The 23,100-nt window shown below is 74.1% G+C and carries 19 protein-coding genes; 7 read left to right on the top strand and 12 right to left on the bottom strand.

All coding sequences use genetic code 11. The features are described 5' to 3' along the window. Positions 1-25: 25 nt before the first annotated feature. Genes ABT006_RS01540 through ABT006_RS01530 form a run of 3 tightly spaced genes read right to left on the bottom strand, consistent with a single transcriptional unit; the run spans position 26 to position 2,086 of the window. Positions 26-502, bottom strand: coding sequence for a hypothetical protein (locus ABT006_RS01540; RefSeq protein WP_350701858.1), 477 nt, complete (start codon positions 500-502; stop codon positions 26-28). Then, on the bottom strand, positions 499-858 hold the full coding sequence (locus ABT006_RS01535) for a DUF6915 family protein (protein WP_350701857.1): 360 nt from the start codon (positions 856-858) through the stop codon (positions 499-501). The genes ABT006_RS01540 and ABT006_RS01535 overlap by 4 nt, the downstream gene beginning before the upstream one ends. 46 nt (positions 859-904) lie before the next feature. Further along, complete coding sequence (locus tag ABT006_RS01530) at positions 905-2,086, bottom strand: MFS transporter (RefSeq protein WP_350701856.1); 1,182 nt, start codon at positions 2,084-2,086, stop codon at positions 905-907. Between the two features lie 154 nt (positions 2,087-2,240). On the opposite strand from ABT006_RS01530, the gene ABT006_RS01525 reads away from it, so the two are divergent. After that, positions 2,241-3,023, top strand: coding sequence for an IclR family transcriptional regulator (locus ABT006_RS01525; protein WP_350701854.1), 783 nt, complete (start codon positions 2,241-2,243; stop codon positions 3,021-3,023). A 229-nt stretch (positions 3,024-3,252) separates the two neighbouring features. Here the strand turns inward: ABT006_RS01525 and ABT006_RS01520 are convergent, their stop codons facing one another. Further along, complete coding sequence (locus ABT006_RS01520; RefSeq protein ID WP_350701852.1) at positions 3,253-5,385, bottom strand: PhoX family protein; 2,133 nt, start codon at positions 5,383-5,385, stop codon at positions 3,253-3,255. Between the two features lie 249 nt (positions 5,386-5,634). Between ABT006_RS01520 and ABT006_RS01515 the strand changes: the two genes are divergently transcribed. Both ABT006_RS01515 and ABT006_RS01510 read left to right on the top strand, forming a co-directional pair. Next, positions 5,635-6,129 carry a sigma-70 family RNA polymerase sigma factor gene (locus ABT006_RS01515; RefSeq protein ID WP_350702681.1) on the top strand — a complete coding sequence of 165 codons (495 nt, stop codon included), beginning with the start codon at positions 5,635-5,637 and terminating at the stop codon, positions 6,127-6,129. Next, positions 6,126-6,818 (top strand): zf-HC2 domain-containing protein, encoded by a 693-nt coding sequence (locus ABT006_RS01510; protein ID WP_350701851.1) that lies wholly within the window; start codon positions 6,126-6,128, stop codon positions 6,816-6,818. The genes ABT006_RS01515 and ABT006_RS01510 overlap by 4 nt, the downstream gene beginning before the upstream one ends. Positions 6,819-6,940: 122 nt before the next feature. Here the strand turns inward: ABT006_RS01510 and rarD are convergent, their stop codons facing one another. From rarD to eccE, 4 genes are all read right to left on the bottom strand, one after another. Next, entirely contained in the window at positions 6,941-7,873 is a 933-nt protein-coding gene (gene rarD / locus ABT006_RS01505; protein WP_350701850.1) for an EamA family transporter RarD, read from the bottom strand. After that, positions 7,870-8,370: a GNAT family N-acetyltransferase gene (locus ABT006_RS01500; protein ID WP_350701848.1), complete on the bottom strand. Its 501-nt coding sequence runs from the start codon at positions 8,368-8,370 to the stop codon at positions 7,870-7,872. The genes rarD and ABT006_RS01500 overlap by 4 nt, the downstream gene beginning before the upstream one ends. Positions 8,371-8,451: 81 nt before the next feature. Continuing rightward, positions 8,452-8,838, bottom strand: a complete 387-nt coding sequence (locus ABT006_RS01495; RefSeq protein WP_350701847.1) for a phage holin family protein — start codon at positions 8,836-8,838, stop codon at positions 8,452-8,454. A gap of 128 nt (positions 8,839-8,966) precedes the next feature. Next, on the bottom strand, positions 8,967-10,892 hold the full coding sequence (eccE, locus tag ABT006_RS01490; RefSeq protein WP_350701845.1) for a type VII secretion protein EccE: 1,926 nt from the start codon (positions 10,890-10,892) through the stop codon (positions 8,967-8,969). Positions 10,893-11,117: 225 nt separating this feature from the next. Here eccE and ABT006_RS01485 point away from each other — a divergent pair, with 225 nt between their 5' ends. Further along, entirely contained in the window at positions 11,118-11,438 is a 321-nt protein-coding gene (locus tag ABT006_RS01485; RefSeq protein WP_350701843.1) for a WXG100 family type VII secretion target, read from the top strand. A 26-nt stretch (positions 11,439-11,464) separates the two neighbouring features. After that, the gene (locus ABT006_RS01480) at positions 11,465-11,758 is read left to right on the top strand and encodes a WXG100 family type VII secretion target (protein ID WP_350701842.1); all 294 of its coding nucleotides are present in this window, start codon (positions 11,465-11,467) and stop codon (positions 11,756-11,758) included. A 149-nt stretch (positions 11,759-11,907) separates the two neighbouring features. On the opposite strand, the gene mycP is transcribed toward ABT006_RS01480, so the two are convergent. Beyond that, the gene (gene mycP, locus ABT006_RS01475; protein WP_350701841.1) at positions 11,908-13,188 is read right to left on the bottom strand and encodes a type VII secretion-associated serine protease mycosin; all 1,281 of its coding nucleotides are present in this window, start codon (positions 13,186-13,188) and stop codon (positions 11,908-11,910) included. Between the two features lie 152 nt (positions 13,189-13,340). Here mycP and ABT006_RS01470 point away from each other — a divergent pair, with 152 nt between their 5' ends. Next, entirely contained in the window at positions 13,341-16,052 is a 2,712-nt protein-coding gene (locus ABT006_RS01470; protein WP_350701839.1) for an SseB family protein, read from the top strand. Further along, complete coding sequence (locus ABT006_RS01465; RefSeq protein WP_350701837.1) at positions 16,049-16,414, top strand: UCP033725 family protein; 366 nt, start codon at positions 16,049-16,051, stop codon at positions 16,412-16,414. Before ABT006_RS01470 ends, ABT006_RS01465 begins: the two co-directional genes overlap by 4 nt. A 96-nt stretch (positions 16,415-16,510) precedes the next feature. Here the strand turns inward: ABT006_RS01465 and ABT006_RS01460 are convergent, their stop codons facing one another. The 3 genes from ABT006_RS01460 to ABT006_RS01450 all read right to left on the bottom strand — a co-directional run bounded on the left by ABT006_RS01460 (position 16,511) and on the right by ABT006_RS01450 (position 22,721). After that, positions 16,511-17,443 carry an alpha/beta fold hydrolase gene (locus ABT006_RS01460; protein ID WP_350701836.1) on the bottom strand — a complete coding sequence of 311 codons (933 nt, stop codon included), beginning with the start codon at positions 17,441-17,443 and terminating at the stop codon, positions 16,511-16,513. A 217-nt stretch (positions 17,444-17,660) separates the two neighbouring features. Further along, positions 17,661-20,090, bottom strand: a complete 2,430-nt coding sequence (locus ABT006_RS01455) for an immune inhibitor A domain-containing protein (RefSeq protein ID WP_350702679.1) — start codon at positions 20,088-20,090, stop codon at positions 17,661-17,663. 324 nt (positions 20,091-20,414) lie between these two features. Continuing rightward, complete coding sequence (locus ABT006_RS01450) at positions 20,415-22,721, bottom strand: immune inhibitor A domain-containing protein (RefSeq protein WP_350701834.1); 2,307 nt, start codon at positions 22,719-22,721, stop codon at positions 20,415-20,417. Positions 22,722-23,100: the final 379 nt, after the last annotated feature.

Raw genomic sequence — 23,100 nt, 5'->3', positions numbered from 1 at the left:
GGGCGGGGCGGCCCGGGGCCGCCGGTCAGTCGTGCTCGTAGGACTGGACCTGGATTCCCGCTCGACGGACGATCACGTCGGCGTGGTCGCCGAACGTCTCCAGGAGCACGTCGTCGAAGCCGCCCGCCTCGAGGGCCTCGGCGAAGGCGTACGCGCGCAGGTAGCGGGCCTCGTCGTGCCCTCGGTACGTGTCCCGACTCGAGGACGCCCAACCGCCCAGGCTGGGGTGCCGGTCGGCGTACTCGCCCACGCAGAGGTCGTCCGGGTCGGCCTGCGGCCCGTCGGCGGTGGTGCGTACCCACACGTCCTGGACGCCGAAGACGCACGGCTCCCCGTCGTTGAAGTAGGGCGTGAACTGCCGCCAGCCGAACTCCGTGACGGCCTCGTCGTCGAGCAGGGCGCGCAGGAGCGGTCGCAGCTCCTCCAGGGGCCGCTGCGGGACCCGGTGGCCCTGGGTGATCTCACCCTCGACCGGGATGCCGAGGAAACTGACGTGACTCACTGGTCGCCTCCGAGCAGGGTGGAGAGGGGCAGGTCCTTGCGCCGGGCGCCGGACATCCAGGGGCGGATCGGCATCCCGTCGAGGTAGTCGGCGGGGCTGGGCAGCCAGCCCAGGTCCTCCAGCACGTGCCGTTCGGCGATCAGCCGGACCGGGACGCGCTTGCGGCCGACCTGGAGGGTGTCGCCGAAGATCCGCTGGCAGAGGTAGATGCCGGCGGTGTGGTGGTACATCGCGCGGTGCCGGACGTCCCCGATGATCTGTTTGGAGGAGTCGATGAACTCCTCGATCGGCAGGTAGTCCTCCGGGGTGCCGCCCCACTTGCGCGCCGCCGACTGCGCGTGGTGCCACGAATTCATGATCGACAAACTAGCCGTCGGCACCGACAGGATCGGCCCGGCCCGCTCAGTGGCGGGTGAGCAGCCGGCTGCCGGTGAGCATCAGGGCGGCGGCGGCCAGCATGGCCGCCCCGGCGGTGAGCCACATCGCGGGGTAGCCGGCGTGGGCGGCGACCGTGCCGAGGCCCAGCGGGCCGAGGCACCCGCCCGCGTACACCCCGGTCTGGGTGATCGAGGTGGCGGCGGCCGGGGCCTGCGGGTGCAGCCGGACCACCGCGAACGTCATCAGCCCCGGCCACGCCCAGCCCAGGCCGAAGCCGAGCACCACGCCGAGGACCAGCGGTGCCGGGCCGGCGACGGCGAGCAGGCCCAGCCCGGCCGCGCCGACCACGAGCATGCCGGCGATGACGGCCACGTGCCCGGTGGGGCGCCGGTCCGCCAGCCAGCCCGCGCAGACCCGCGCGGTGACGCAGACCGCGCTGCCGAGGGTCAGGGTCAGCCCGGCCAGTCCGGGGGTGAGCCCCCGGTCGACGGCGGAGTCCACCACGAAGGTGCCCAGCGCGTTCGCGGCCGCCGCGGCGAGCATCGCGGCGGCCCCGACCACCAGCAGGGCCGCCGTGGCGCGGCCGGCGCGGGCGGGTGCGGCCGTCCGGCCCGGGCGGGGCTCCCGCGCGGGTACGGCGGGCAGCGCCGCCAGGGCCGCCCCGGCGGCCACCACGAACGCCCACCGCCAGCCGGCGGTCAGCGCGACCGTCGGCACCGCCGCGCCGGCCAGCAGGGTGGAGACGGGGATGGCGGCCTGCTTCACCCCGAACGACAGCCCCTGCCGCCGCGCCGGCACGTGCCGGGCCAGCGCGGCGTTGCTGGCGAGCTGGCCGAGGGCGTTGGCGGCGGCGCTGAGCGCCAGCAACCCCACCAGCACGGCGTACGACCGGGCGAGGGCGGCGACGGCGAGCATCGCCCCGGCGGAGAGCAGGATGGCGCAGCGGGCCACCACGGCCGGCCCGTACCGGTCGACGAGCCTCCCGGAGGGCACCGACGCCAGCGCGCCGACCCCGAAGTAGACGGAGACGGCCAGGCCCAGCCCGGCGGGGGAGAAGCCGAGGTCGTCGCCCAGCTGCACGGCGAGCCCGCCGACCAGGAAGACCGGCAGCACGGAGGCGATGGTGACGGCGACGGCACCGGCGGCGGCCCGGGCGGGGCGGGGCGGCGCGGCGTCCGGGGCGGGGTGGAGCGCGGGGCGGGTCATGGTGCGGCAAACCTACGCGAGGTCGCCTCGGGTCACGCATAGTGCCGGTGCGGGTACGCGCTGTCCGCCACGATCTGGCATCCTCCACCCGAACAGGCATTTCGCACCGGGCCTGTATTTCATATGGTGTAAGTCCCCGGCGGCGGAGGTGGTTGTGCGCGACCCCTTGGCGGAACCTTCGGATCTCATCCGGAGCGTGTCCCGCGCGCTACGAGTGCTCGAGTCGGTCGGTCGCGCCCCGAAGGGGCTGACCGTCAAGCAGATCGCCCGGCGGTGTGAGCTGACCGTGGCGACGACCTACCACCTGGTCCGCACCCTGGCCTACGAGGGCTACGTGATCCGGCGCGAGGACGGCACGTACATCGTGGGCCTGGAGGTGGCCGACCGTTACCGCGAGCTGGTGACGGCGTTCCGGGGGCCGCCGGCGGTCGGAGAGAGCCTGCGCCGGGCCGCCGTGGACACGGGCTACAGTCACTACCTGGGCCGGTTCGTGGGCGGTCAGGTGGCCGTCACGGCCGTCGCCGAGGGCCCCCGCTCGCCCTACCTGGAGGACCTGGTGCCCGGGTTCGACGAGGGGGCGCACGCGACCGCCCTGGGCAAGGCCCTGCTCGCCACGCTGACCGCCGAGCAGCGCTTCCGCTACCTGCGCGAGTACGGCATGCGCCCGTTCACCTCCGCCACCCTGACCAGCACGGAGGCGTTCGAGGCCGACCTGGCCGCCGGCGACCGGCGCGGCATGCAGCTGGAGCTGGGGCAGTTCCGGCAGGGGGTGGCGTGCGCCGCGGTGCTGGTCAGCCCCGACAAGGACATGGAGCGCCGGGTGGTGCTGGCCTGTGCCCTGCCGGCCAGCGAGATGATGACCTCCGCCCGGGTGGTCCGGGCGAAGCTGCTCACCGCCGCCCGGGCCATCGCCGACGGCCTGGCGTCGGAGAGCTGACCCGGCCGACGGGCACCGCCGCACCGGCCGTGCCCGGCCCGGTTCCGCCGCGCCGGCCGTTCGCGGCCCGGTTCCGCCGCGCCGGCCCTTCGCGGCCCGGTTCCGCTGGCCCGACCCGGCCCGGCTCCGCCGCGACGGGCGCGCCGTGCCCGGAAACGGCCGAGGGCCCTCACCCCGGCTGGGAGAGGGCCCTCGGTGGCGGTCCAGCGCCGGACCGCCCGAGGAGGAGTCAGCTGCCGACCGGCCCGCCGTCGAGACGCCAGGTCACCACCACGCCGGGCTTGGCGTAGTCGCCGTCCGGCCAGTTCGAGGCCGGCTTCTCGACCGACGCGCCGCTGATCTCACCCGGGTGCTGTACGGCCACGAAGACCGAGCGGTTGTCCCCCGTGATGAACGGGCCGCAGGCCTCCGCGCCCACCGGCACGGTCAGGAACTGCTTCAGGTGGCCCCGCTCCGGTCCCTCGACGGCGGTCGCGAAGAGGCCGTCGTTGCTGCCCAGCGCGTTGCCGTCGGTGGAGATCCAGAGGTTCCCGGTGGCGTCGAACGCCACGTTGTCCGGGCAGGAGATCGGAGAGACCGCCGCCTTGTCGTACCCGCCGAAGTACGTCGACGGGTCGGCCGGGTCGCCGCAGACGATCGGCAGCGACCAGGCGAACGTCTCGGCGGAGTTGTCGCCACGGTCCTCGACCAGCTCCAGCACCTGACCGTGCTTGTTCAGGTTGCGCGGGTTGGCCTCGTCGGCGGCCGGCTTGCCGGCCTTGCCCCGGTCGGTGTTGTTGGTCAGCGCCACGTACACCTTGCCGGTGAGCAGGCTCGGCTCGACGTCCTCCGGGCGGTCCATCTTGGTCGCCCCGACCTTGTCGCCGGCGAGCCGGGTGAAGGTCAGCACGTCGGCGGCGGTCATCCCGTCGACGTACGAGCGGTTGCCGCTGACCAGCTTGATCCAGCGGCCCCGGCCGTTGAACGCGCCGTCGGCGGGGAGCTTGCCGGAACCGTCGATCTCGCCGGCGCTGGTCTGCTCCAGCTGGGCGACGTAGAGGGTGCCCGACTCCAGCAGGGTCAGGTTGTGCCTGCGGGCGACCCAGGAGTTGCCCTTCATGAACTTCTTGTCGGAGACGAACTTGTAGAGGTAGTCGAACCGCTCGTCGTCGCCCATGTACGCGACCACATGCCCGCTGGCGGCGACGATGACGTTCGCGCCCTCGTGCTTGAACCGGCCCAGCGCGGTGTGCTTGCGCGGGCGGCTCTCCGGGTCGAACGGGTCGATCTCCACGATCCAGCCGTGCCGGTTGGCCTCGTTCGGGTGCTTGGCCAGGTCGAACCGCTCGTCGGCGCGCTCCCACTTGCGGCTGCCGCTCGGGTAGCGGGCGGTGGTGGTGATGCCGTAGCGGGCCAGCTTCGGCTTGTCCGCCTCCGGCGCGCCGTCGCCGCCGACGAAGTACTGGTTGAAGTTCTCCTCGCCGGAGAGCACCGTGCCCCACGGGGTCACCCCGCCGGCGCAGTTGTTGAGGGTGCCGACGACCGTGCGGCCCTTCGGGTCGGCGGCGGTCCTCAGGGCGGCCGAACCGGCGGCCGGCCCGGTCAGCTCGAACTTCGTGGCCAGCGCCGTGATCCGCCGGTTGTACGGCCGGCGGCCCTTGGTGACCGGCTGCCACTGCCCGGTGCCCTCGACCCGCTCCAGCTCCACCACGGACATGCCGTGCGCGGCCATCGCGACCCGGAGCTGCTCCACGGTCAGCGCGTCCTGGCTCTTGAAGCCGGGGAACATCAGGTCCTCGTTGGTGTACTCGTGGTTGACCACGAGCAGCGCCCGCTGCCCGCGCCCGTCCAGCGGCAGCACCCCGACGAAGTCGTTGTTGTAGCCGAACTGCTTGGCCTGCGCGGCGGCGGTCTGGCCGTGCAGGTCGAACTCGGGCGCGCCCGGGACGACCGGGTCGCCCCAGCGGATGACGACGGCGTGGTCGTACCCGTTGGGGACGACGAAGGTGTCCAGGGTGTTCGGCGGGACCGGCTTGAAGGTCAGCGCGCCGCTGCCGACGCCGCCGGAGGGGCGGCCGAAGCCGGCGCCCTCGGGCACCACGGGGGCAGCCGCGGCGGGGGCGGCCGTGGCGGGGGCGGCGCCGGCCAGCGCGCCGGCCGCCGCGCCGCCGAAGCCGAGGACCAGCGCGCCGACCGCGCCGGCCCGGACCACGCCGCGCCGGGAGACCTCCGCGCCCACCACGTCGCCGAAGTACGCGTTGTCGGAGGTGTTCGGCACCGGGTGGTCGCAGGCGTTGCCGCACCGGTACAGACAGGTCATGGCGTCGCGGCTGCCGTGGCGGGTGGCGCCCAGCAACGGGAGCAGCCGGGGACGGTCGCTCATGGAAGGAGCCTCCTGGAGGGGGTCGGTGCACGCCGGACAGCCGCTGGCGTGCGTACCCGCCGGACGGTAGGAGGACCCGGTGAGCGGGCGTCGGCGGCGGCGTGAACCGGGCGTGAACACCTCCGCCGGGGCTGCCACGATGACCTGCGGCTGAACCGATCCGGGTGACGGCGCGTATTCCCGTGCGAACGCCACTGTCGGAGTCGCGCCGAGAGCGAGGAGACCGCCATCAGCGACCACGACGCCCAACTGCTCCGCGCGCTGCACGACGAGCACGCGGAGGCGCTCTACGCGCACGCCCTGCGCCTCGTCAACGGTGACCGGCAGCGGGCCGAGGACCTGGTGCAGGAGACGCTGCTGCGGGCCTGGCGGCACCCGGAGTCGCTCGACCCGGAGCGCGGCTCGGTCCGGGCCTGGCTCTTCACCACCGCCCGCAACCTGGCCATCGACGCCTGGCGGCGCCGCTCCACCCGGGTCGGCGAGGTCTTCACCGACGAGCTGCCCGAACCCCCGGAGACGGTGGACGAGGCGGAACGCGCGGTGGAGGCGTGGACCGTCGCCGAGGCGCTGAACCGGCTCAGCCCCACCCACCGGGAGGTGCTGGTGGAGTGCTTCTACCAGGGGCGGTCGGTGGCCGAGGCGGCCTCCCGGCTGGGCGTGCCGCCGGGCACCGTGAAGTCCCGGACGCACTACGCCCTGCGCTCACTACGGTTGGTCCTTGCCGAGATGGGGGTGACCGCATGACCCGGTGCGACTTCGCGCACGACGACGGCGCGTACGTGCTGGGTGCGTTGGCCCCCGCCGAACGGGCGGCCTACGAGCGGCACCTCGCCGGCTGTGCCGCGTGCCGCGAGGCGGCCGCCGAGATCGCCGTTCTGCCCGGCCTGCTGGGCCGGCTCGATCCGGCCGGGCTGGAGCAGTTCCTGCCGTCGCCGGAGAACCCCCGGGTGTCCGAGCTGCTCACCGCCGCAGGCGACCGCCGGCGCCGCGAGCGGTCGGCCGCCCGCCGCCGGTACGCCCTCACCGCCCTCGCCGCCGCCGCGCTGGCCCTGGTCGTCGGCGTCGGCACCGCCGTGGTGCTGCCCCGCGAGGCGGCCACCCCGCCGCCCGGCGACGTGCGGATGGTCACCATGCAGCCGGTGGCCGGCACCGTGCCGGTGTACGCCGAGATCGCCCTGACCAGCACCGGCTGGGGCACCGAGGTGCGGATGCGCTGCGGATACGTCGCCAGGACGGGCTACGCCAAGGCGTACACCTTCCGGCTGGTGGCGCACGGCCCGGACGGCGCGACGGAGCAGGTCGGTTCCTGGCTCGCCGCCCCCGGCGACGACCTGCGGATCACCGGCGCAACCCGCTTCACCGACGCCGAACTGGTCCGGCTGGAGCTGCTCCGCGCCGACGGCACCCCCGTCCTCGCCTACGACGTCCGCTGACCCGCCCCGCGCCCCGCCCCCGCGCCGTCGATCTCGCACTTTGTGCCCAATAGATGCGAGGCGTGTCCCTTGTGTCGGGGCGGGAAGTGCAAGATCGCGAGGGGTGAGGGGCGGGGGTGGGGTCAGCGGGTCGTGGCGGGGGTGGGGGCGGCGTGGCGGGCGGCGACGGTGGCGGCGCGGGTGCGGCGGGAGTGGCGGAGGGCGTCGACGGTGAAGACGATCAGCGCGGCCCAGACCAGGGCGAAGCCGGCCAGCCGGGCCGGCGGCATCGGCTCGTGGAAGATCAGCACGCCGCAGCCGAGCTGGAGGATCGGGGCGAGGTACTGGAGCATGCCGAGGCCGGTGAGCGGGAGCCGGTTCGCCGCCCCGGCGAAGAGCAGCAGCGGGATCGCGGTCGCCGCGCCGGCCGCCACCAGCAGCACGGTGTGCCCGACCGAGACGTGCCCGAAGGTGGCGTCGCCGCCGGCGGTGAGCCAGCCCAGGTACGCCAGCGCGGGCAGCGCCAGCACCGCCGACTCGACGAAGAGCCCTTCCGCGGCGGGCAGCCCGAGTCGCTTCTTGACCAGGCCGTAGCCGGCGAAGCTGAGCGCCAGGACCAGCGCCAGGTAGGGCGGCCGGCCGTAGTCGACGGTCAGCACCGCCACGGCCAGCCCGCCGATGCCGAGCGCCAGCCACTGCGCGGGACGCAGCCGCTCGCGCAGCACGGTGACGCCCAGCAGCACCACCACCAGCGGGTTGATGAAGTAGCCGAGGGCGGTCTCCACCACCCGGTCCGAGTTGACGCCGTAGATGTAGGTGCCCCAGTTGACCGCGATCAGCGCGGCGGCCGCGGCGACGCCGGCCAGCGCGCGGGGTCGGCGCAGCAGCGCCCGCAGGAAGCCGACGTTGCGCATCGCGGCCAGCAGCAGGGCGACGAACGCCACCGACCAGACGATCCGGTGGGCCAGGATCTCCATCGGCCCGGCCGGGCGCAGCAGCTTCATGTAGAGCGGGAAGAAGCCCCAGAGCAGGTACGCGCCGAAACCGTAGAGGTAGCCGAGGCGAAGTGGCGTCACGCCTCCACCGTAAGGGGCGGCTGGCCGCCTGGTTCCTTGCCGGTGGCCGGTCCCATCGGCTGGTCCCGCTGGTCGAGCTGCATCCAGCGGTGCGGATCGGCCACCGGGGCGAAGCCCACCTTCGCGTACACCTCGTGGGCGTCGAAGGTGGCCAGCAGGATCCGGCGTACGCCCAGGCCGGCGAGGTGGTCGCGGACCGCGCCGGCCAGCCAGGTGCCCAGCCCCCGGCCGCGCTCGCCCGGGTCGACGTAGACGTCGCAGAGCCAGGCGAAGGTGGCCCCGTCGGTGACCGCGCGGGCGACGGCGACCTGCCGCCCGTCGCCGGGGCGGTAGACGCCGAACGCCACCGACCCGGCGAACGCGCGCGCCACCGTCTCCCGGTCCCGCCCGATCGCCCAGTACGCGTCGGTGGAGAGCCAGTGGTGCACGCGGTCCAGGTCGATCCGGTCCGGGTCGGTGCTCAGCAGGTAGCCGTCGTGGCGGGTCAGGGTGGTCACCCTGGTGACACTAGCCCGGCGACTCGGCCCGCTGAGCGGCCAGTTCCCGGCATCTGGCCGGCCGCCCCGCGGCGGTGCGGCTCAGTCCCGATCGAGGACGGCGCCGAGGATCCAGGTGACGATCCCGACGAAGAGCGCGCCGAGCACTGCCTCCGGCCAGAAGCTGTCGACGTGGAAGGGCAGCCCGGCCTGGTCGGCGATCCAGCTCGTGAGCAGGAACAGCAGCCCGTTGACCACCAACGCGATCAGCCCGAGGGTCAGCAGGTAGAAGCCGCAACCGACGGTCTTGATGACCGGCTGGAGCACCGCGTTGACCACGCCGAAGATCGCCGCGACGAGGACGAGCGTGGTGACCGCGTCGGTGGCGGACTCCGATTCCAGCGTGATGCCCGGGATGAGCAGCGTGGCCAGCCAGAAGGCCAGTGCCGTGCTGGCCAGCCGGATCAGCAGCCCCTTGAGGAATCCCATGGCGGGGATCGTGCCACGGACGCGCCACGCGCGGAACCCACGAGATCGCCGGACCGCCTCGGGAAGCCGGATCCGCGGCCGGCCGCCGGGCGAGCGGCGCGCCGGGTCAGTGGCGAGCGGCGCGCCGGTCAGCGGCGGGAGGGGCGGCCGATGAGCTGTGACTCGATCGGGGTGGGCGAGAGCAGCGCCCAGCGCAGCGCGCGCCGGTTGACCACCGCGACCATGTCGTCCCGGATCCGGGTCAGCCACTCCGCCGACCCGCCGAGGCCCAGCGCGGCGCCGGCCAGGGCCGCCTCGGCCGGGTTGAGCGGTTGCAGCACGGCCAGGTCGGCCCGGCCCAGTGCGTCGGCGTCGGCCGGGGTCAGCTCGTCGCGGACCAGCAGCGTGGCCCGCCACGCGGGTCCCGGTTCCGGGTCGGCCGGCGTGGGGCCGGCGTCGACGACCACCAGCAGCGGGCACAGCGGCGAGCCCGGTCCGCCGCCCACCGGCCGGCCCGGCGGAACCAGTGGGATCATCGCGCCCGGCGTGCCGATGCCCCGCACGAACGGCTCCCAGCTGCGGGGGCGCGCCGTCTGCACCACCACCCGGGCGCCGAGGGCCATGGCCCGCAGCGCGACGAGCTGCGCCGCGCGTACCCCGCCGACGAGCATCACCCGGGTGCTCTCCGGCCGGAACAGTCGGACGGTCACCGCGCCGCCGTGCCGGTTCGTGCCGACCATCAGCCCCGCCTCGCCGACGGTCAGCTCCAACGCGTCGGGCGCCGGCCCCGGCCCCGGCGCCCCCGCCACCGCGAGCGGCAGCGTGGCGGCCAGCCCGTCGAGCTGCGCGCCGTCGAGCCGGTGCACCTCGCCGCCCGCCTCGGCCACCAGCCGGCGCAGCGCCTGGGCCGCGACCGAGAGCTCCGCCGGGGTGGCGGCGGCCAGCCGTACGGCCACCTCGGTCGGCGCCGACGCGGGGCCGGCGCCGGCCCACGGCCCGGCGCAGAGCGACACCGTGGTCGCCGTCGCGGGCAGCGCGAGCAGCCGGGGCACCAGCCGCCGGCCGGCATCGGTGCGCGCGTCGGGCCAGCGGCGCAGCCGGAACGTGGTCTGGAGGAGGTCGCCCGCCCGCACCGCCTGCCAGGACTCCCGCGCCGGATGGTCGTCGTGGTGGGCCGACTCCGCCAGCACGCGCAGCGTCGCGTGCTCGCCCAGCGGGCGGGCGGTGACCGTCCCGAGCCGGCGCACGATCCGGCGCACGGTGCCGGAGAGCGCCCGCCGCAGCTCCTCGCCGGTCCAGCCCTCGGCGCGGAGCACCCGCACGGCGAGGACGGCCTGTTCCAGGCCGGCGAGCCGCCCGTCGGTGAGCTGCCGGTAGGACGTGGCGACCGTGCCACCGCCCGCCCCGACCGTCGGCGCCGGCGCGCCCGTCAGCAGGAGCTGGAGCCGGACCGGCGGCCCGTCCGGCGCGGCCGCCGACAGCAGGGACGCCGGGAGCGGCAGCGCGCGGGGACCGTCGCCGAGCAGGTCGGCCGGGTCGCCGACCTCCACCAGGGCCACCATGCCGGCGGCGTCGTCGAGCACGGCCGCCGGCGTGCCGGCCAGCTCGGCGGGGCGGACCACCGCACCCGGGTCGACCAGGTCCAGCAGGGCCGCCGGGCCCGCGGCCGGCGGCAGGGCGCGGCGGCGGGTCGCATAGCCCAGGCCGGTGGCGAGCCACTCGAAGAGCCAGCGCCCCCGCAGCCGCACCCACGCCAGGGGCAGCAGCGTCGCGGCCAGCGCCACGGCGGCCAGCGCCGCGAGCACGCCGCGGCCGGCGGCCGCCACCAGGGCGGCCACCGCGACCTGTGCGGCGACGACCTGACCGGCCCGGACGCCGACGGCCCGCCGCCGGGCGGCCGGAATCCACTGTGGCGGCAGGACGGCGCGGGACCCCGACGCCCCCGGTGCGGGACCGGCCGGCGCGGGTGGGGCCGGCGCGGGGACGGCGGCGGCCGGCTGCGCGGCCGGCCGGACCGGGCCCGTGCTGGTGGTCACCGTCACCGCGCCTCCTCGACCGGTCACTCGCCGCGACATCGACGCCGCCCATCGTAAGGGCCGGCCCGGGGGGAGCGGGAGCGCGGTTGTCCACAGGGGATGGCGACGGGGTAGCAGAACCGCGACGGGGCGGCTACCGTCAGCGACGAGTTCTGCTGACCCCGCGCCCGCCGCGCTCGACGCCCGGGCGGCGCGAGCGGGGCGCCCGAGTGAGCGGGCGCCCCGACGGCCAGCCACGACCGATGAGACGAGGTGACGTCCGGGGTGTCCCAGACCCAGGCAGAAGCAGCGGTGATGCAGCAGACCGCCGCGAAGTTCGAGCAGGTGGACCAGTCCCTGCAATCCATGCTGAGCAGCCTGATGGCCCAGCTGGAGGTGTTGCAGCAGGCCTGGCGCGGCGCCGGCGGGCGCTCGTTCGAGCAGGTCAAGCAGCAGTGGGCCCAGGACCAGGCGACGCTGCAGCGGGCGCTGCGGGAGACCGCCGGCGCCATCCGCACGGCCGGTCAGCAGTACGACGTCTCGGACAGCGAGGCCGCCAGCCGCGTGTCCACCACCAACCGCGGCGGCATCCAGCTGCCGCTCTGACCCGGTCTCGGGGGAGGAGACATCCGATGGACCACGGTGTGCTGGTCGTCAACTTCGCCGCGTTGCAGCAGGCCAGCGCGGACATCCAGCGGGCGCTGAACACGCTCGACTCGCAGCTCGGGCAGCTCGAACGCGACGCCGCCCCGCTCGTGGCGAGCTGGTCCGGTGAGGCCCGGCAGGCGTACGAGCAGCGGCAGGGCCGCTGGCGCTCCGCCTCGCAGGACCTGCAGGCCATGCTGCGCGACATCAAGCTCGCGGTCGACGACTCCGCGGCCGACTATCTCGACACGGAGAAGAAGAACGTCGGCCTGTTCCAGTGAGCCACGCCCGGTGGTGGCGCCGACCCTGACCCGGTCGGCGCCACCACCGTCGTTCCCGCTCGTGACTGGGCGACCGGGGGGAGAGCCCGCGCGCGGCACCGTCGGCTCGCCCGGCGTCGGCGGGAGCTGGGCCCCGCGGCAGCACGCCGTCAGGCCGGACCGGCGGGCTGCCAGCGGCGGCGGGCGCCGCGCGGCACGACCAGCGCCAGCAGCCCCGCCACCGCGACCGCCGCTCCGCTGACCCCGGCCACCAGCAGCGCCCGGTCCCGGGCCGTCGCCCGGCGGGCCTGCTGCGCCACCAGCGCCGGATCGTCCCGGTCGTCGGCGAGCGCGGTGGCCGGGCGCGGTCGCTCCGGCGCCCCACCGCCGGTCTCGGTGACCGCCCGGTACGGGTTCAGCACCCCCGCGCCGTACCCGCCGCCCCCGCCGCCACCCGGCGCCGGATCGGCGCTCGCCATGATCCGCTGCGCCACCTGCGCCGCGCTCAGCTCCGGCCGGTACTGCCGCAGCAACGCGGCCGTGGCCGCCACGAAGGGCGCCGCGTAGCTGGTCCCCTCGGCCCGGTGGTGCCCCTGGCCGGGGGCGGCCATCAGCACGTCGCTGCCCGGGGCGACCAGGTCGACGTATTCGCCGGTCTGGGAGAACGGGGAGCGGGCCCCGTCCGCCCCGATCGCACCCACCCCGAGCACCCCGTCGTACGCGGCCGGGTAGGGCCGGGGGTCGCCGCTGTCGTGCAGGTTTCCGGCGGCGGCCACCACGACCACGTCCCGCTCGACCGCGTAGCCGACCGCGGCCCGCACCGCGGGGTTGTCCGCGTACAGCACGACGGAGAGGTTGAGCACGTCGGCGTCGTGGTCGACCGCCCAACGGATGGCCCGGGCGAAGTCCTCGGCGCCGACCGTGCGCCCCGACTCCCGCCCCTCGACGACCTGCTGCTCGCTGACCCGTACCGGCAGGATCCGGGCGCCCGGGGCGAGCCCGTGGAACGCCACCCCGTCGCGGGGGCCGGCGGCGATGATGCTCGCCACGCCGGTGCCGTGACCGGCGCAGTCCCGGCCGCCGTCGCCGCCCGGGTCGAGCAGGTCGGTGCCGTCGAGGACCCGCCCGGCCAGCTGCGGGTGGCGGCGGTCCACCCCGGAGTCGACGACCGCCACCGTCACCCCGGCCCCGGTGGCCAACGGCGCGAGCCGCTCCGGGGCGTACCGCTGGTGGGGCCAGGGCGGCGCGGACACCGGCCGGACCGGGGCGAGCGGGGACGGGCAGCCGGGGGCCGCCCGCGCGGTGAGCGCGGCGGGCCCGGAACGGCCGACGGTGACCGGTTCCGTGGCGGCCCGGGCCGGCCGGGCGGCGGCGGCCGGGGCGGCCGGGACGGCGGCCAGCAGCGCCGTCGTCAGGGCTGCCAGGAGCGGGCGCGCGGGGGACCGGGACATCGACCGCCTCCGTATCGTGTCGACTCCGGGACGGGATGTTAGCGCCTCCGGCGCGACGGTGCGGACCGCCGCCGGCCAGCCATTGTGATCTTGTTTCTACCTTGTAGGTTGTACGCGATGCCTATGGCCTGTTCGCGGGAGGAGGGGTGGCCGTGACCGACTGGGAGCCGGCCACCGACGCCGAAGCGGCGATGCGCGACGCGTTGCGCGCCAACGACCAGCAGCTCTACTTCCGCGTCCTGGCCCAGACCGAGCTGCTGCTGCCGGTCTCGGCCGAGGCGCTCGCCGGGAAGGCGCCGCTGGGCTGGGGCACCTGGACGACCGGCGGTCGTACCCACGTGCTGGCGTTCACCTCCGCCGCGGCCATGCGGGCCTGCCTCGGGGCGAACGCGGGCTCCGGCCGCCGCACCTCGTACGCCGACCTGGCTGCCGGCTGGCCCAACCACGAGTGGTGGCTGGCGGTGAACCCCGGCCTGCCCGTCGAGGGCTACCTGCCGGCCTGGTTCGTCTCCCAGCTCTCCCGCGGCGACGTCCGGCTGCCCGGCCGCACCCTGGGTGCGCGGACCCGCCTGGAACGGGCGGAGACGGTCGCCCGGGTGCGGGCCCAGGCCACCGGTCGCGACCCGGCCGACGGGCCGGAGACCCGGCCGACCACCGGCAGCACGGGGCGGGCCGCCCTGGCCGGTACCGCCCCGGCCAACGGCGCCCCGGCCGCCCGGCCCGAGCCCCCGGCGGCGTCGACGGCCGGCCGGGTGCCGGCGCCCGCCCGACCCGGGCCGCCGGAGCCGCCCCGCGCCGCCGTCCCGCCCGCGTACCCGTCGAACCGGCCGGGCCCGCAGCAGGGTGACCCGGCGGCCGGCGACGCCGTGGCGGCTGCCGACCGGCCGGCGCCGTCCCGGTTCGTGCCGCTCGGCGACCGCGCGGAGGGCCGGCCGGTCCAGCCCCCCGCGCCGTCCTCGCCGACGAACGGTCGTCCCGCCGGCGAGACCCCGGAGCGGCCCAACCACCGGTCCTTCTTCGAGCCGGCGTCCGGCCGCGCGTCCGCCCAGCGGCAGGAGGCGCTGCGCTCCGGCGAGCGGGCCGTACCGCCGTCCCGCCTCGCGCGCGGCGGCCAGCCGTTCCCCCGGCGTCGGCCGCTCGCCGAGCCGGTGCCCGAGGGCCCGACCCACCCGATCCCGATCGCCCCGGCCGACGGGGAGCCGACCCGGGCCTTCGCCGTGCCGGGCGGGGAGAGCACCCAGGTGCTGCCGCCGCGCCGGGCGGACCCGTCCGCCGAGGACGTCACCCGCGACCTTCGCGTTTCCGCCCCCGACCCCACACCGGCGTACGCCGCGCGCCGGCCGGACCCCGACGGTGACGTGACGCAGGCCCTGCCGCGCCCCCGGCCCACGCCGGAGCCCGGCGCGGAGCAGGAGCCGGCCTCGGCCGCGGAGCCGGTCTCCGGGCCGCCCGCGCCCCGGCGCGGGTTCACGCCGATCGTCATCGAGGGCACGGTCATCGAGTCGCGGGACCTCACGAGGCCGCCCGACGATGCCCCTGCGGAACCCGTGTCGCTGTTCGAGCCGGTGCGGCGGCCCGACCGGCCCGCCCCGACCGCCCCCGCCGCCACGGCACCGGCCGGCCCGACCGCCACGGCAGCCGGTGCGGTCGGCCCCGCCGACCCCGTTGCCACCGGACCCGGCGCGGTCGACGCACCCGGTTCGGTGGAGACAGCCGCACCGGTGGAGACCGCGCCCGGCCTGTTCGACACCCCGTCCCGGCCGCCCGCCGCCGCGCCGGGCCCGCTCGACACCGCGCCCGCGCCGGTCGACACCGCGCCCGGGCCGGTCGACACCGCGCCCGGGCCGCCCGACACCGCGCCCGGGCCGGCGGCGGCCCGCGTCGAGCCCGTGCCGGTCGACTTCCAGCCGGCCAACGAGGTCGAGGAGAACCTGCTCGACGCCGCCGGGAGCGGCAGCACCGACACGTTCCTGTCCACGCTGCTGCTGGCCCGCGTGCTGCTGCCGGTGGCCGCCGACTCCGCGCCGGGCAGCCGGCCCGGCGAGCCCGGCTTCGTCTGGCGTACGGAGGAGCTGGACGGCGACACGTTCGTGGTGGTGCACACCTCGCCGGAGCGGCTCGCGGAGTGCGCCGACGCGGCGGCCGAGACCATCGAGGTCAAGTTCGTCCAGCTGATCCGGCGGTGGCCGGACGCCTCCTGGTCGTTCGCGGTCAACCCGGGCAGCCCGGTCGGGGCGAAGCTGCCCGGCGAGCAGATCCTCGCGCTGGCCAACTGGGCGGCGGAGGTGGGGCTCGGCGACGACGCCGGGACCGAGGGCGAGGCGGCGGCCCCCGTCGAGGAGCCGGTCAACCGCCCCCGCTACGCGGCACCCGACCCGGCCCGGCCGATCGTGATGCAGAAGGCGGTCGCCCCCAGCCAGCTCGCGTACTACCTGGAGCGGGGCTACGACCGGGTCTCCGGTTTCGTGCACCGGGCCAACGAGCTGGCCCACCTGAACACCCCGGCGCAGCTGCACGACGCGCTCGGCCTCGGTCACCCCGACTCGCCGTTCGCGCGGGACGCCGAGGAGATCTACGTGCTGCGCTGGCCGGCGCACCGACCCAGCCTCTACCGGATCCCGTACGGCGGGCAGAGCGAGGCCGCCATGCGGGCCATGGAGGGCTGGGTCATCGAGCGCCCGCCGTTCCGGGGCAACGGCTTCGCCCCGGGCGAGGGCAGCGACGTGGTGGCGGAGTTCAAGGTGGACAGCGCCCGGCTGCCGCACGGCGCGCAGCTCTGGCGGATCGGCGCGGACGGTACGGAGCGGGTGGTCGCCATCCTCGACACCGACGCGCTGCTGTGGCGACAGGTCGGTGCGCAGTGATCCGGGACGGCTACGTGGCCCGCTGGCGCGGCCGGGAGTTCCAGGCGAGCCCGGACGGCGACGACGTCCGGCTCTACCAGCCCGAGTCGGGTGAGGGCTTCGAGGAGGTACGCCCCGGCCGGTACGTGCGGGTGGTCCCGGCCACCGAGGTCGACGACCTGGCGTACGTGCGGACGACCTGCACCTGGCAGGGGCAGCCGTTCATCGTCCTCGGCGAGCACGACGGCTGGCTGCGGGTGGAGTACACCGGCGGGCGCTGGCCCGTCGCGCGGGCGATGGGGCTGGAGGTCTTCGACTTCGGCGTCTACCAGGGCTGGGCGCCCGCCGCCGAGGTCGCCGACCTGCGCGAGCAGCGGGTCTGAGGCCCGCGCGGGCAGCGGGTCTGAGGCCCGCGCGGGCAGCGGGTCTGAGGCCCGCGCGGGCAGCGGGTCGGAGCCGCGCGCGGCAGCGGGTCGGAGTCAGGACTTCGCCCAGCGCAGGATCTCGCCGAGCACCACCTCGCGGGCCTCCATGTGTGGGAAGTGCCCCACGCCGTCCAGGAGCCGCCACTCGTAGGGCGCCACCACGTACCGGCCGGAGCCCTGGGCGGTGCGCGGCAGGGACGCCTGGTCGAGCGCGCCGTGGAGTTGGAGCGTCGGGGTGATCAGCGGCTTCTGCATCAGCCGGACGAAGCGGTAGCCGTGCAGGCGGAGCACCGAGCGGAACGCCCAGCGGTAGCCCTCCAGCGCGCAGAACGCCGCCTGCGGGATCCGCATCGCCTCCCGGCACCGCCGGGCGTACGCCTCGAAGTCCGGCCCGTGGACCCAGCGCGGCCCGCCCCAGCGGCGCAGCATCTCCTCCACCGCCGCCGCGTCGTCCCGGGTGAGCACGTGTTCGTAGCGGGGCAGCTGGAACTTCAGGGTGGGCGTGGAGGCGGCGAACTGCCCGCGCGGGTCGGCGAAGATGGCGGCCCGGAGCCGGAGCGGGTGCGGGGCGCCGAGCACCACCAGCCGGCGGACCAGCGACGGGTGGAACGACGCCACGGTCCACCCGATCATGCCGCCGATGCCGGTGCCCACCACGGTCGCGGAGCGCTCGCCGAGGGCCCGGATCAGCCCGGCGATGTCGGCGGCCAGCGTGTAGCCGTCGTACCCCCGGGGCGGCTTGTCGCTGGCGCCGTAGCCGCGCAGGTCGACAGCGACGGCGCGGAACCCGGCGTCGGCGACCGCCGGCAGCATCTCGTGCCAGGCCCACCAGTGCTCGGGGAAGCCGTGCAGGAAGAGCACCATCGGGCCGGTGCCCGACTCGACGACGTGGAACCGGCTGCCGTTCGCGCCGACGAACCGGTGCGTCCACGGCCCCTCGCTGAGGACGCAGGACTCGTCGACGGGTCCGCCACGCTGCTCGGTCATGGCAGACAGCCTAGGACCCCGGTGCCGGCCGGCTCCGCCGCCGACCCCGGCCGACGTGGCCGGGATCGCTCGCCGGCCACGTCGGGGGACGGTGCAGCTCCTCGCCCTCGTCGAGGCGGATGGGGCGGTCGTCGGCCGGCGTCCGTGGAAACGGGCGATGCCCGGGCAGGTGGCCTGCCCGGGCATCGCGTGGTGCGGGTGGTGCGTGATCAGGCGATCAGGAGATGCGGATCTTGGTGTAGAGGCCGTCCTTCTCCAGGACCTTGATCTTGGTGCCGGTGGCCGGGAGCTTGACGCCGTGGTTCGGCAGCTCCGGGTACCAGTACTGCTGGGTGTCGTCGAACAGCGGCTGCGCGGCCTGGCCACGGATGTACTGCGGCTGGCTGTTGAGGTGCAGCGTGAACGAGTCGGCCTTCTTCAGGCTGAACGGCGCGTCGTAGACCTGGACGCGGGCCCGCCAGGGCTGCCCGGTCAGGTTGTAGATCGGCCGCGGGTGCGCGTCGATGATCAGGTTACGACCCTCACCCGGGTGCTCGAACGTGTCGTTGTCCGCCCAGCGGGTGTTCCAGTAGGAGATCAGCAGACCCTCCTGGTACGCGTAGTGGTCCACGTAGTCCGGGCGGGTGTTCGCGTAGCCGAAGAAGTACGGGCCGGTCTTCAGGTACTTGTCGTACGAGATGTACTGCCGGGTGCCCGCGATGTAGTAGTTGTCGAACTCCCGGGTGTAGGTCTCCTCGGCGACCTCGAAGCCACCGGCGAGCGTCCAGCCGGCGGCGCCGGACTCGGCACCGTCGGAGAGGACGGTCTGGCCGTCGGCGGTCACGGTGACGGCGTCACCGTAGAAGCCACCCTCGGAGACACCGCCGTCGGTCTGGTAGCGCAGCCGGAACTGCGCGACCTTGCCCGCCGCCGCGTCCATGGGGATGTTGATGTCGACCCACTCGCCGTTGCTGCTGCCGTCCAGGGCCGGACGTCCGGGCGAGATCTCCGGGAGGGGCTGGCCGTTGACCGTGCCCGGCAGCGCCGTCCAGGTCTGGCCGCCGTCGAGCGACGCCTCGAAGAACAGGTAGTCGTACCCGGCCTCGATGTCGTAGCGGCCCTTCATCGACAGCGACGCCGACGACTTCCCGGTGAGGTCCAGCGTCCGGGTCATCGTGCTGTTGAGGTCGTCCTCGTTGCCCGAGAAGAACTGCTTGGTGCCCTCGAACGGCTTGCCGTTGTCGAAGCTGTACTCCCGCTTCGGGAGCACCACCACGACGCCCTGGGCCTCGTCGGTGTTGTATTCCTGCGGGCCGAGCTTCAGGGTGCGCTGCTGCCCCGCGACGACCACCTCGTAGTCGAGCCAGCCGAGCTGGAGCTTGTTCCACGCGCCCAGGTCGCCGCCGCGGTCGCCGATGCCGGCGTCGTTCTTGGCGCCGAGCCGGCTCTGGGCCATCAGGGTCCAGTGCTCGTTGTTGTTGTCCCCACCGTTGACGACGTTGTAGTCGTCCGGCAGACCGAGGTCGTGGCCGTACTCGTGGTAGAAGACGCTCCGGCCGCCGTTCTCGGGCTGGATCGTGTAGTCACCGATCCAGACGCCGGTGTTGCCGATCTGGGTGCCGCCGGCCGGGAAGTTGACCGGGCCGGTCGAACCCTGGTCGGACGCGAAGGCGTACCAGCGGTGGCTCCAGATGGCGTCCTCGCCCTGGTACGGGTCGCCGTCGGCCTGGTCGCCGCCGGAGTGGACGATCTGGAAGTGGTCGATGTAGCCGTCCGACTCGTTGAAGTTGCCGTCCGAGTCGTGGTCGTACCGGTCCCACTGGTCCATCGCCTTGACGTCCGCGGCGATCTGGGCGTCGGTGCGGCCGGCGGCCTTCTGGTCGGCGACCCACTGGTTGGCGGCGTCCCGGACCAGCGCCCACGTGTTGGTGCAGACGTTGTCCGAGCAAACCGCAGGATCGCCGGTCGGGTCGTCGTTAGCCTTCGGGTCGTCCGACCGGCCGTAACGGGCCTCGTTGTACCTGACCTTCACCCAGTCGGTGACCGTGCCCTCGACGCTGTAGCGGCCCGAGGACTGCGCCTCGTAGTACTGCTTCAGCGACTCGTCACCGGGGTTGGTGCCGAAGTAGAGCTTGCGGTAGTAGTCGGCGTTGTAGTCCGCCTGCCACACGGTGGAGTTGTCCACCGCCCGGTTGGGGGCGGGGATCTCGTTGCGGAGCGGCCCGTCGAACCGGGTCGGCCCTGCGATGGCCGGGTCGGTGTCCTGGTCCGGGTAGCTCGGGTGCCGCTCGTTGCCGAACTCGGCGAGGATGACGAAGATCCGGTCGGTCTGCTCGCGGGCGAGCTCGACGTACTGGTCCTCCATCTGGCTGGCGGCGCCGGCCCGGGTCGAGCGGGCGGTGGCCCCCTCGGCCTGGGTCTTGCCGACCTTGACGACCGTGCTGCCGTTGATCTTCTGCGCCTTGGCCCGGCCGGAGAGGACGTCGCTCAGGCCCTCCTGGCGCAGGGCGCGACGCTTGTCCTCGAGCGGGTTCGGCAGGTCGTGGTCGGCATGGGCTGGCTCGGCGACCGACGGAGCGGCCGTCGGCAACTTCGGCTGCGGCGCGGCGCTGGCGGATGTGCCGACCGCCAGTCCCGTCGCCGTCAGCGAAAGCCCGAGCAGACCCACTGCGACTTTGCGCACGTGGTACCTCCGGTGTGAGGGAACCGGCCCAACGGGGGTAAGGGCCGGTGGAGATCGATCCCACTAGTGGGACCAATGGTGAACATAGACACTCCTGTGACCCCTGGGAAGATGCGCTCGTCTATTTGTTGCAAGGTTTTGTTGGGAATGCTTTTCACCGTCACATCCCGGCCGTTCATCAACCATCATGAGCAGGGGCATAGGGTCCCCGATGGGACGGAAGAGATCGTTCTCGATCGGACCGGGTCACGTACGCGAAAAGTGGGGCCGGTGGCGTCACCGCCACCGGCCCCACGGGTAACCCGATTGTCAGTTGCTGACCTTCACGACCATGTCGTCGGTCGGGTTGGTGCCCTGCTGCAGGATCTCGATCCGGGTGCCGGAACCGGCCAGCTTCACCGAGTTCCACGGGTTGCCGGACGTCCAGTACTTGTTCGCCCCGCTGTCGGAGAACACCGGGTTCGGGTCGAGCGCCGGGAGCGTGACCGGGACACCGTTGAGGTGGAAGGTCTGCGCCGGCTTGGCGTACAGGCTGAACGTGGCGTCGAAGCCGTTGCGGCGGTTGGTGATGGTGCCCTGACCACCGACGTTGATCTTGTTCGGCCGGACGTCCACCGGGAGGTTCAGGCCGTAGCCCGGGTGCTCCGAGGTGTTGTTGTCGCCGTACGCGTAGTTCACGTACCAGACCAGCATGCCGGGCTGGACCGAGAACCGCTCCACCCAGTTCGGGCGGGTGTTGTTGAACCCGTAGTTGTACCCGCCGGTCCGCAGGGTGTCGTCGTAGCCGAAGTAGGACCGGTTCTCCGCGATGTAGAAGCGGGGGTACGTGTCGGTCACCGAGCCGCCCATCCGGGTGAAGCCCTTGGCGGTCCACTCGGCGGCCAGCGTCTCGGCGTCGTCGGTCCAGGCGACGGCGCCGCCCTTGACCAGCGACACGTTGTCCAGGAACGCGCCGGCGAGGTGCACGCCGCCGTCGGTCTGGTAGCGGTAGCGGAACTGCACGGTCTGCCCGGCGTACGCGGACAGGTCGTAGGTCAGGTCCACCCAGGCGCCGCTGGTCGACCCGTCGACCCCGGTCTCACCGGCGTCGACCAACGAGTTGGCCAGCGGGGTCCAGGTGGCGCCACCGTTGGTCGACACCTCGGCGTAGAGGTAGTCGTAGTCCTCTTCGATGTCGTACCAGGCCTTCGCGGTGATCGACGCGGACGTCGCACCGGTCAGGTCGAGCTGGCGGGTCAGCGTGGTGTTCAGGTCGTCCGCGCTGCCGCCCCACCACTCGTACGATCCGCCGAACGGCGTGTTGTAGCTGGTGGTCTGGGTCTGCGCCGGCAGGTTGACGACGACGGCCTGGGCCTTCGGCCCGTCGCTGTCGCCGGCCGGGCCGAGCGTGACCCGGGTGGTGCCGCTGTTCTCCTCGACCACCGAGTAGTTCAGCCAGCCCAGGAACAGCTTCGACCACGGGTCCATGTAGCCCGGGGTCGACCCGATGTCGTCCGTGCCGTGGCTCAGCCACGAACCGGAGGACATCAGGCTCCAGAAGCCCACGCCGTTGTCGCCGCCGGCGGTGTCGTAGAGGTCCGGCAGACCGAGGTCGTGGCCGTACTCGTGGGCGAACACGCCCAGACCGCCGTTCTCCGGCTCCGTGGTGTAGTCCCGGATCCACATGCCGGTGTCGCCGATCTGGACACCACCGGCCTTGTTCTCGCCCGGACCGGCGCTGCCGGCCAGGTTCGGGAACGCCGCCCAGCGGTGCGACCAGATGGCGTCCTCGCCCTGGGCGCCGCCGCCGGCCTCCTCGCCCTCGCCCGCGTGCACCGCCTGGAAGTGGTCGATGTAGCCGTCGGGCTCGTTGAAGTCGCCGTCGCCGTCGAAGTCGTACCGGTCCCAGATGTCGAACTGGGCCAGGTACTGCTTGATCTGCTCCGGCGTCTTGCCGGCCGCGACCTGGGACTCGTACCAGGCCGTCGCGGTGTCCTTGACGAAGTTCCAGTACCCGTCGGCCTCGGAGATGGCGTTGCTGCCGTACCGGGCCTCGTTGTACGGAACCTTGACCCAGTCGCTGACGTCGCCGTTGACGGTGTAGCGCCCGCCGGACTGCTTCAGGTAGAAGTCCCGCATCGACTCACCCGGACCGAACATCATGTCCTGGTAGTGCGCGCGGTTGAAGTCCGGCCGCCACAGCGTGCTGTTGTCGTCGGTCGAGCTGCCGTCCCAGTTGCGGTCCGGCTCGGCGATCTGGTTGCGCACCGGGCCGGCAGCTCCACCGGTCCGGGGGTCGGTCTGGTCGCCGAACTCGACCAGCATCGTGAAGATCGGGTCGGTCTTCGGGGCCTGCTGGTACTCCACGAACAGGTCGTCCTTGACCTGGATGACCTTCGAGCCGTTGCGCGTGGAAAGCTTGGCCTTGCCGGAGAGCAGGTCGGCGATGGCCTTCTTCCGGAGCTCCCGCTGCTGATCCGCCTTCGGATCGGGGAGGTTGTCCCTGCGGTGCTTCGCCTTGTCGGAACCGGGGGCCGGGTCCGCGGCCGGTGCGCCGGAGGCCGGCGCCGACACGACTCCCGCCGCCAGCAGCGCGGCCGTGGCCGAGGCCAGACCGGCTGTGACTCGTCTCCTCAAAGGTCCTCCTCCTTTGTGGATCTGTTACATGACGAGCGCGGCCGAAGCCGCGGCTGTCATGTGATGCGCCACTCACCCTGGCAGAGGGGACGCGCGCTTGTCACGGGTCAAATACCTGGTGGGATCGCGTCCGGCGACCTGCATATGCGCATAAATGCCGACCAAAGGGCGCGTTGAACCGACGTCGGTTCACGTTACGTTTTGGCCACGATCACTTTGCGTGACCGGAGTTATGAAGTCCCCTTCGGGGAGCGCCCAGGGGTCGGAAATCGTCACAGCACAGTCGGCGCGGATCGCGGACCACACGACGAGCGGGGCCCGCCCGGAGCAGTGTGCTCCGGACGGGCCCCGCCGTGTGTCCCGTCGGCCGACCCTCGGG

Origin of the sequence: Micromonospora sp. NPDC002717 (genome assembly GCF_040295705.1) — a bacterium.
In the GTDB taxonomy this organism is placed as follows: Bacteria; Actinomycetota; Actinomycetes; order Mycobacteriales; family Micromonosporaceae; genus Micromonospora.
The sequence above is the reverse complement of the archived record's forward strand: the minus strand, read 5'-3'. Positions and strand labels throughout refer to the sequence as shown.

Excerpts from the sequence above, each read along its gene's own strand:
- eccE (WP_350701845.1), bottom strand. The coding sequence starts at position 10,892 with ATGTCGCGGCGAGTGACCGGTCGAGGAGGCGCGGTGACGGTGACCACC.
- ABT006_RS01530 (WP_350701856.1), bottom strand. The coding sequence starts at position 2,086 with ATGACCCGCCCCGCGCTCCACCCCGCCCCGGACGCCGCGCCGCCCCGC.
- ABT006_RS01520 (WP_350701852.1), bottom strand. The coding sequence starts at position 5,385 with ATGAGCGACCGTCCCCGGCTGCTCCCGTTGCTGGGCGCCACCCGCCAC.
- ABT006_RS01495 (WP_350701847.1), bottom strand. The coding sequence starts at position 8,838 with ATGGGATTCCTCAAGGGGCTGCTGATCCGGCTGGCCAGCACGGCACTG.
- ABT006_RS01460 (WP_350701836.1), bottom strand. The coding sequence starts at position 17,443 with ATGACCGAGCAGCGTGGCGGACCCGTCGACGAGTCCTGCGTCCTCAGC.
- ABT006_RS01535 (WP_350701857.1), bottom strand. The coding sequence starts at position 858 with ATGAATTCGTGGCACCACGCGCAGTCGGCGGCGCGCAAGTGGGGCGGC.
- ABT006_RS01510 (WP_350701851.1), top strand. The coding sequence starts at position 6,126 with ATGACCCGGTGCGACTTCGCGCACGACGACGGCGCGTACGTGCTGGGT.
- mycP (WP_350701841.1), bottom strand. The coding sequence starts at position 13,188 with ATGTCCCGGTCCCCCGCGCGCCCGCTCCTGGCAGCCCTGACGACGGCG.
- ABT006_RS01480 (WP_350701842.1), top strand. The coding sequence starts at position 11,465 with ATGGACCACGGTGTGCTGGTCGTCAACTTCGCCGCGTTGCAGCAGGCC.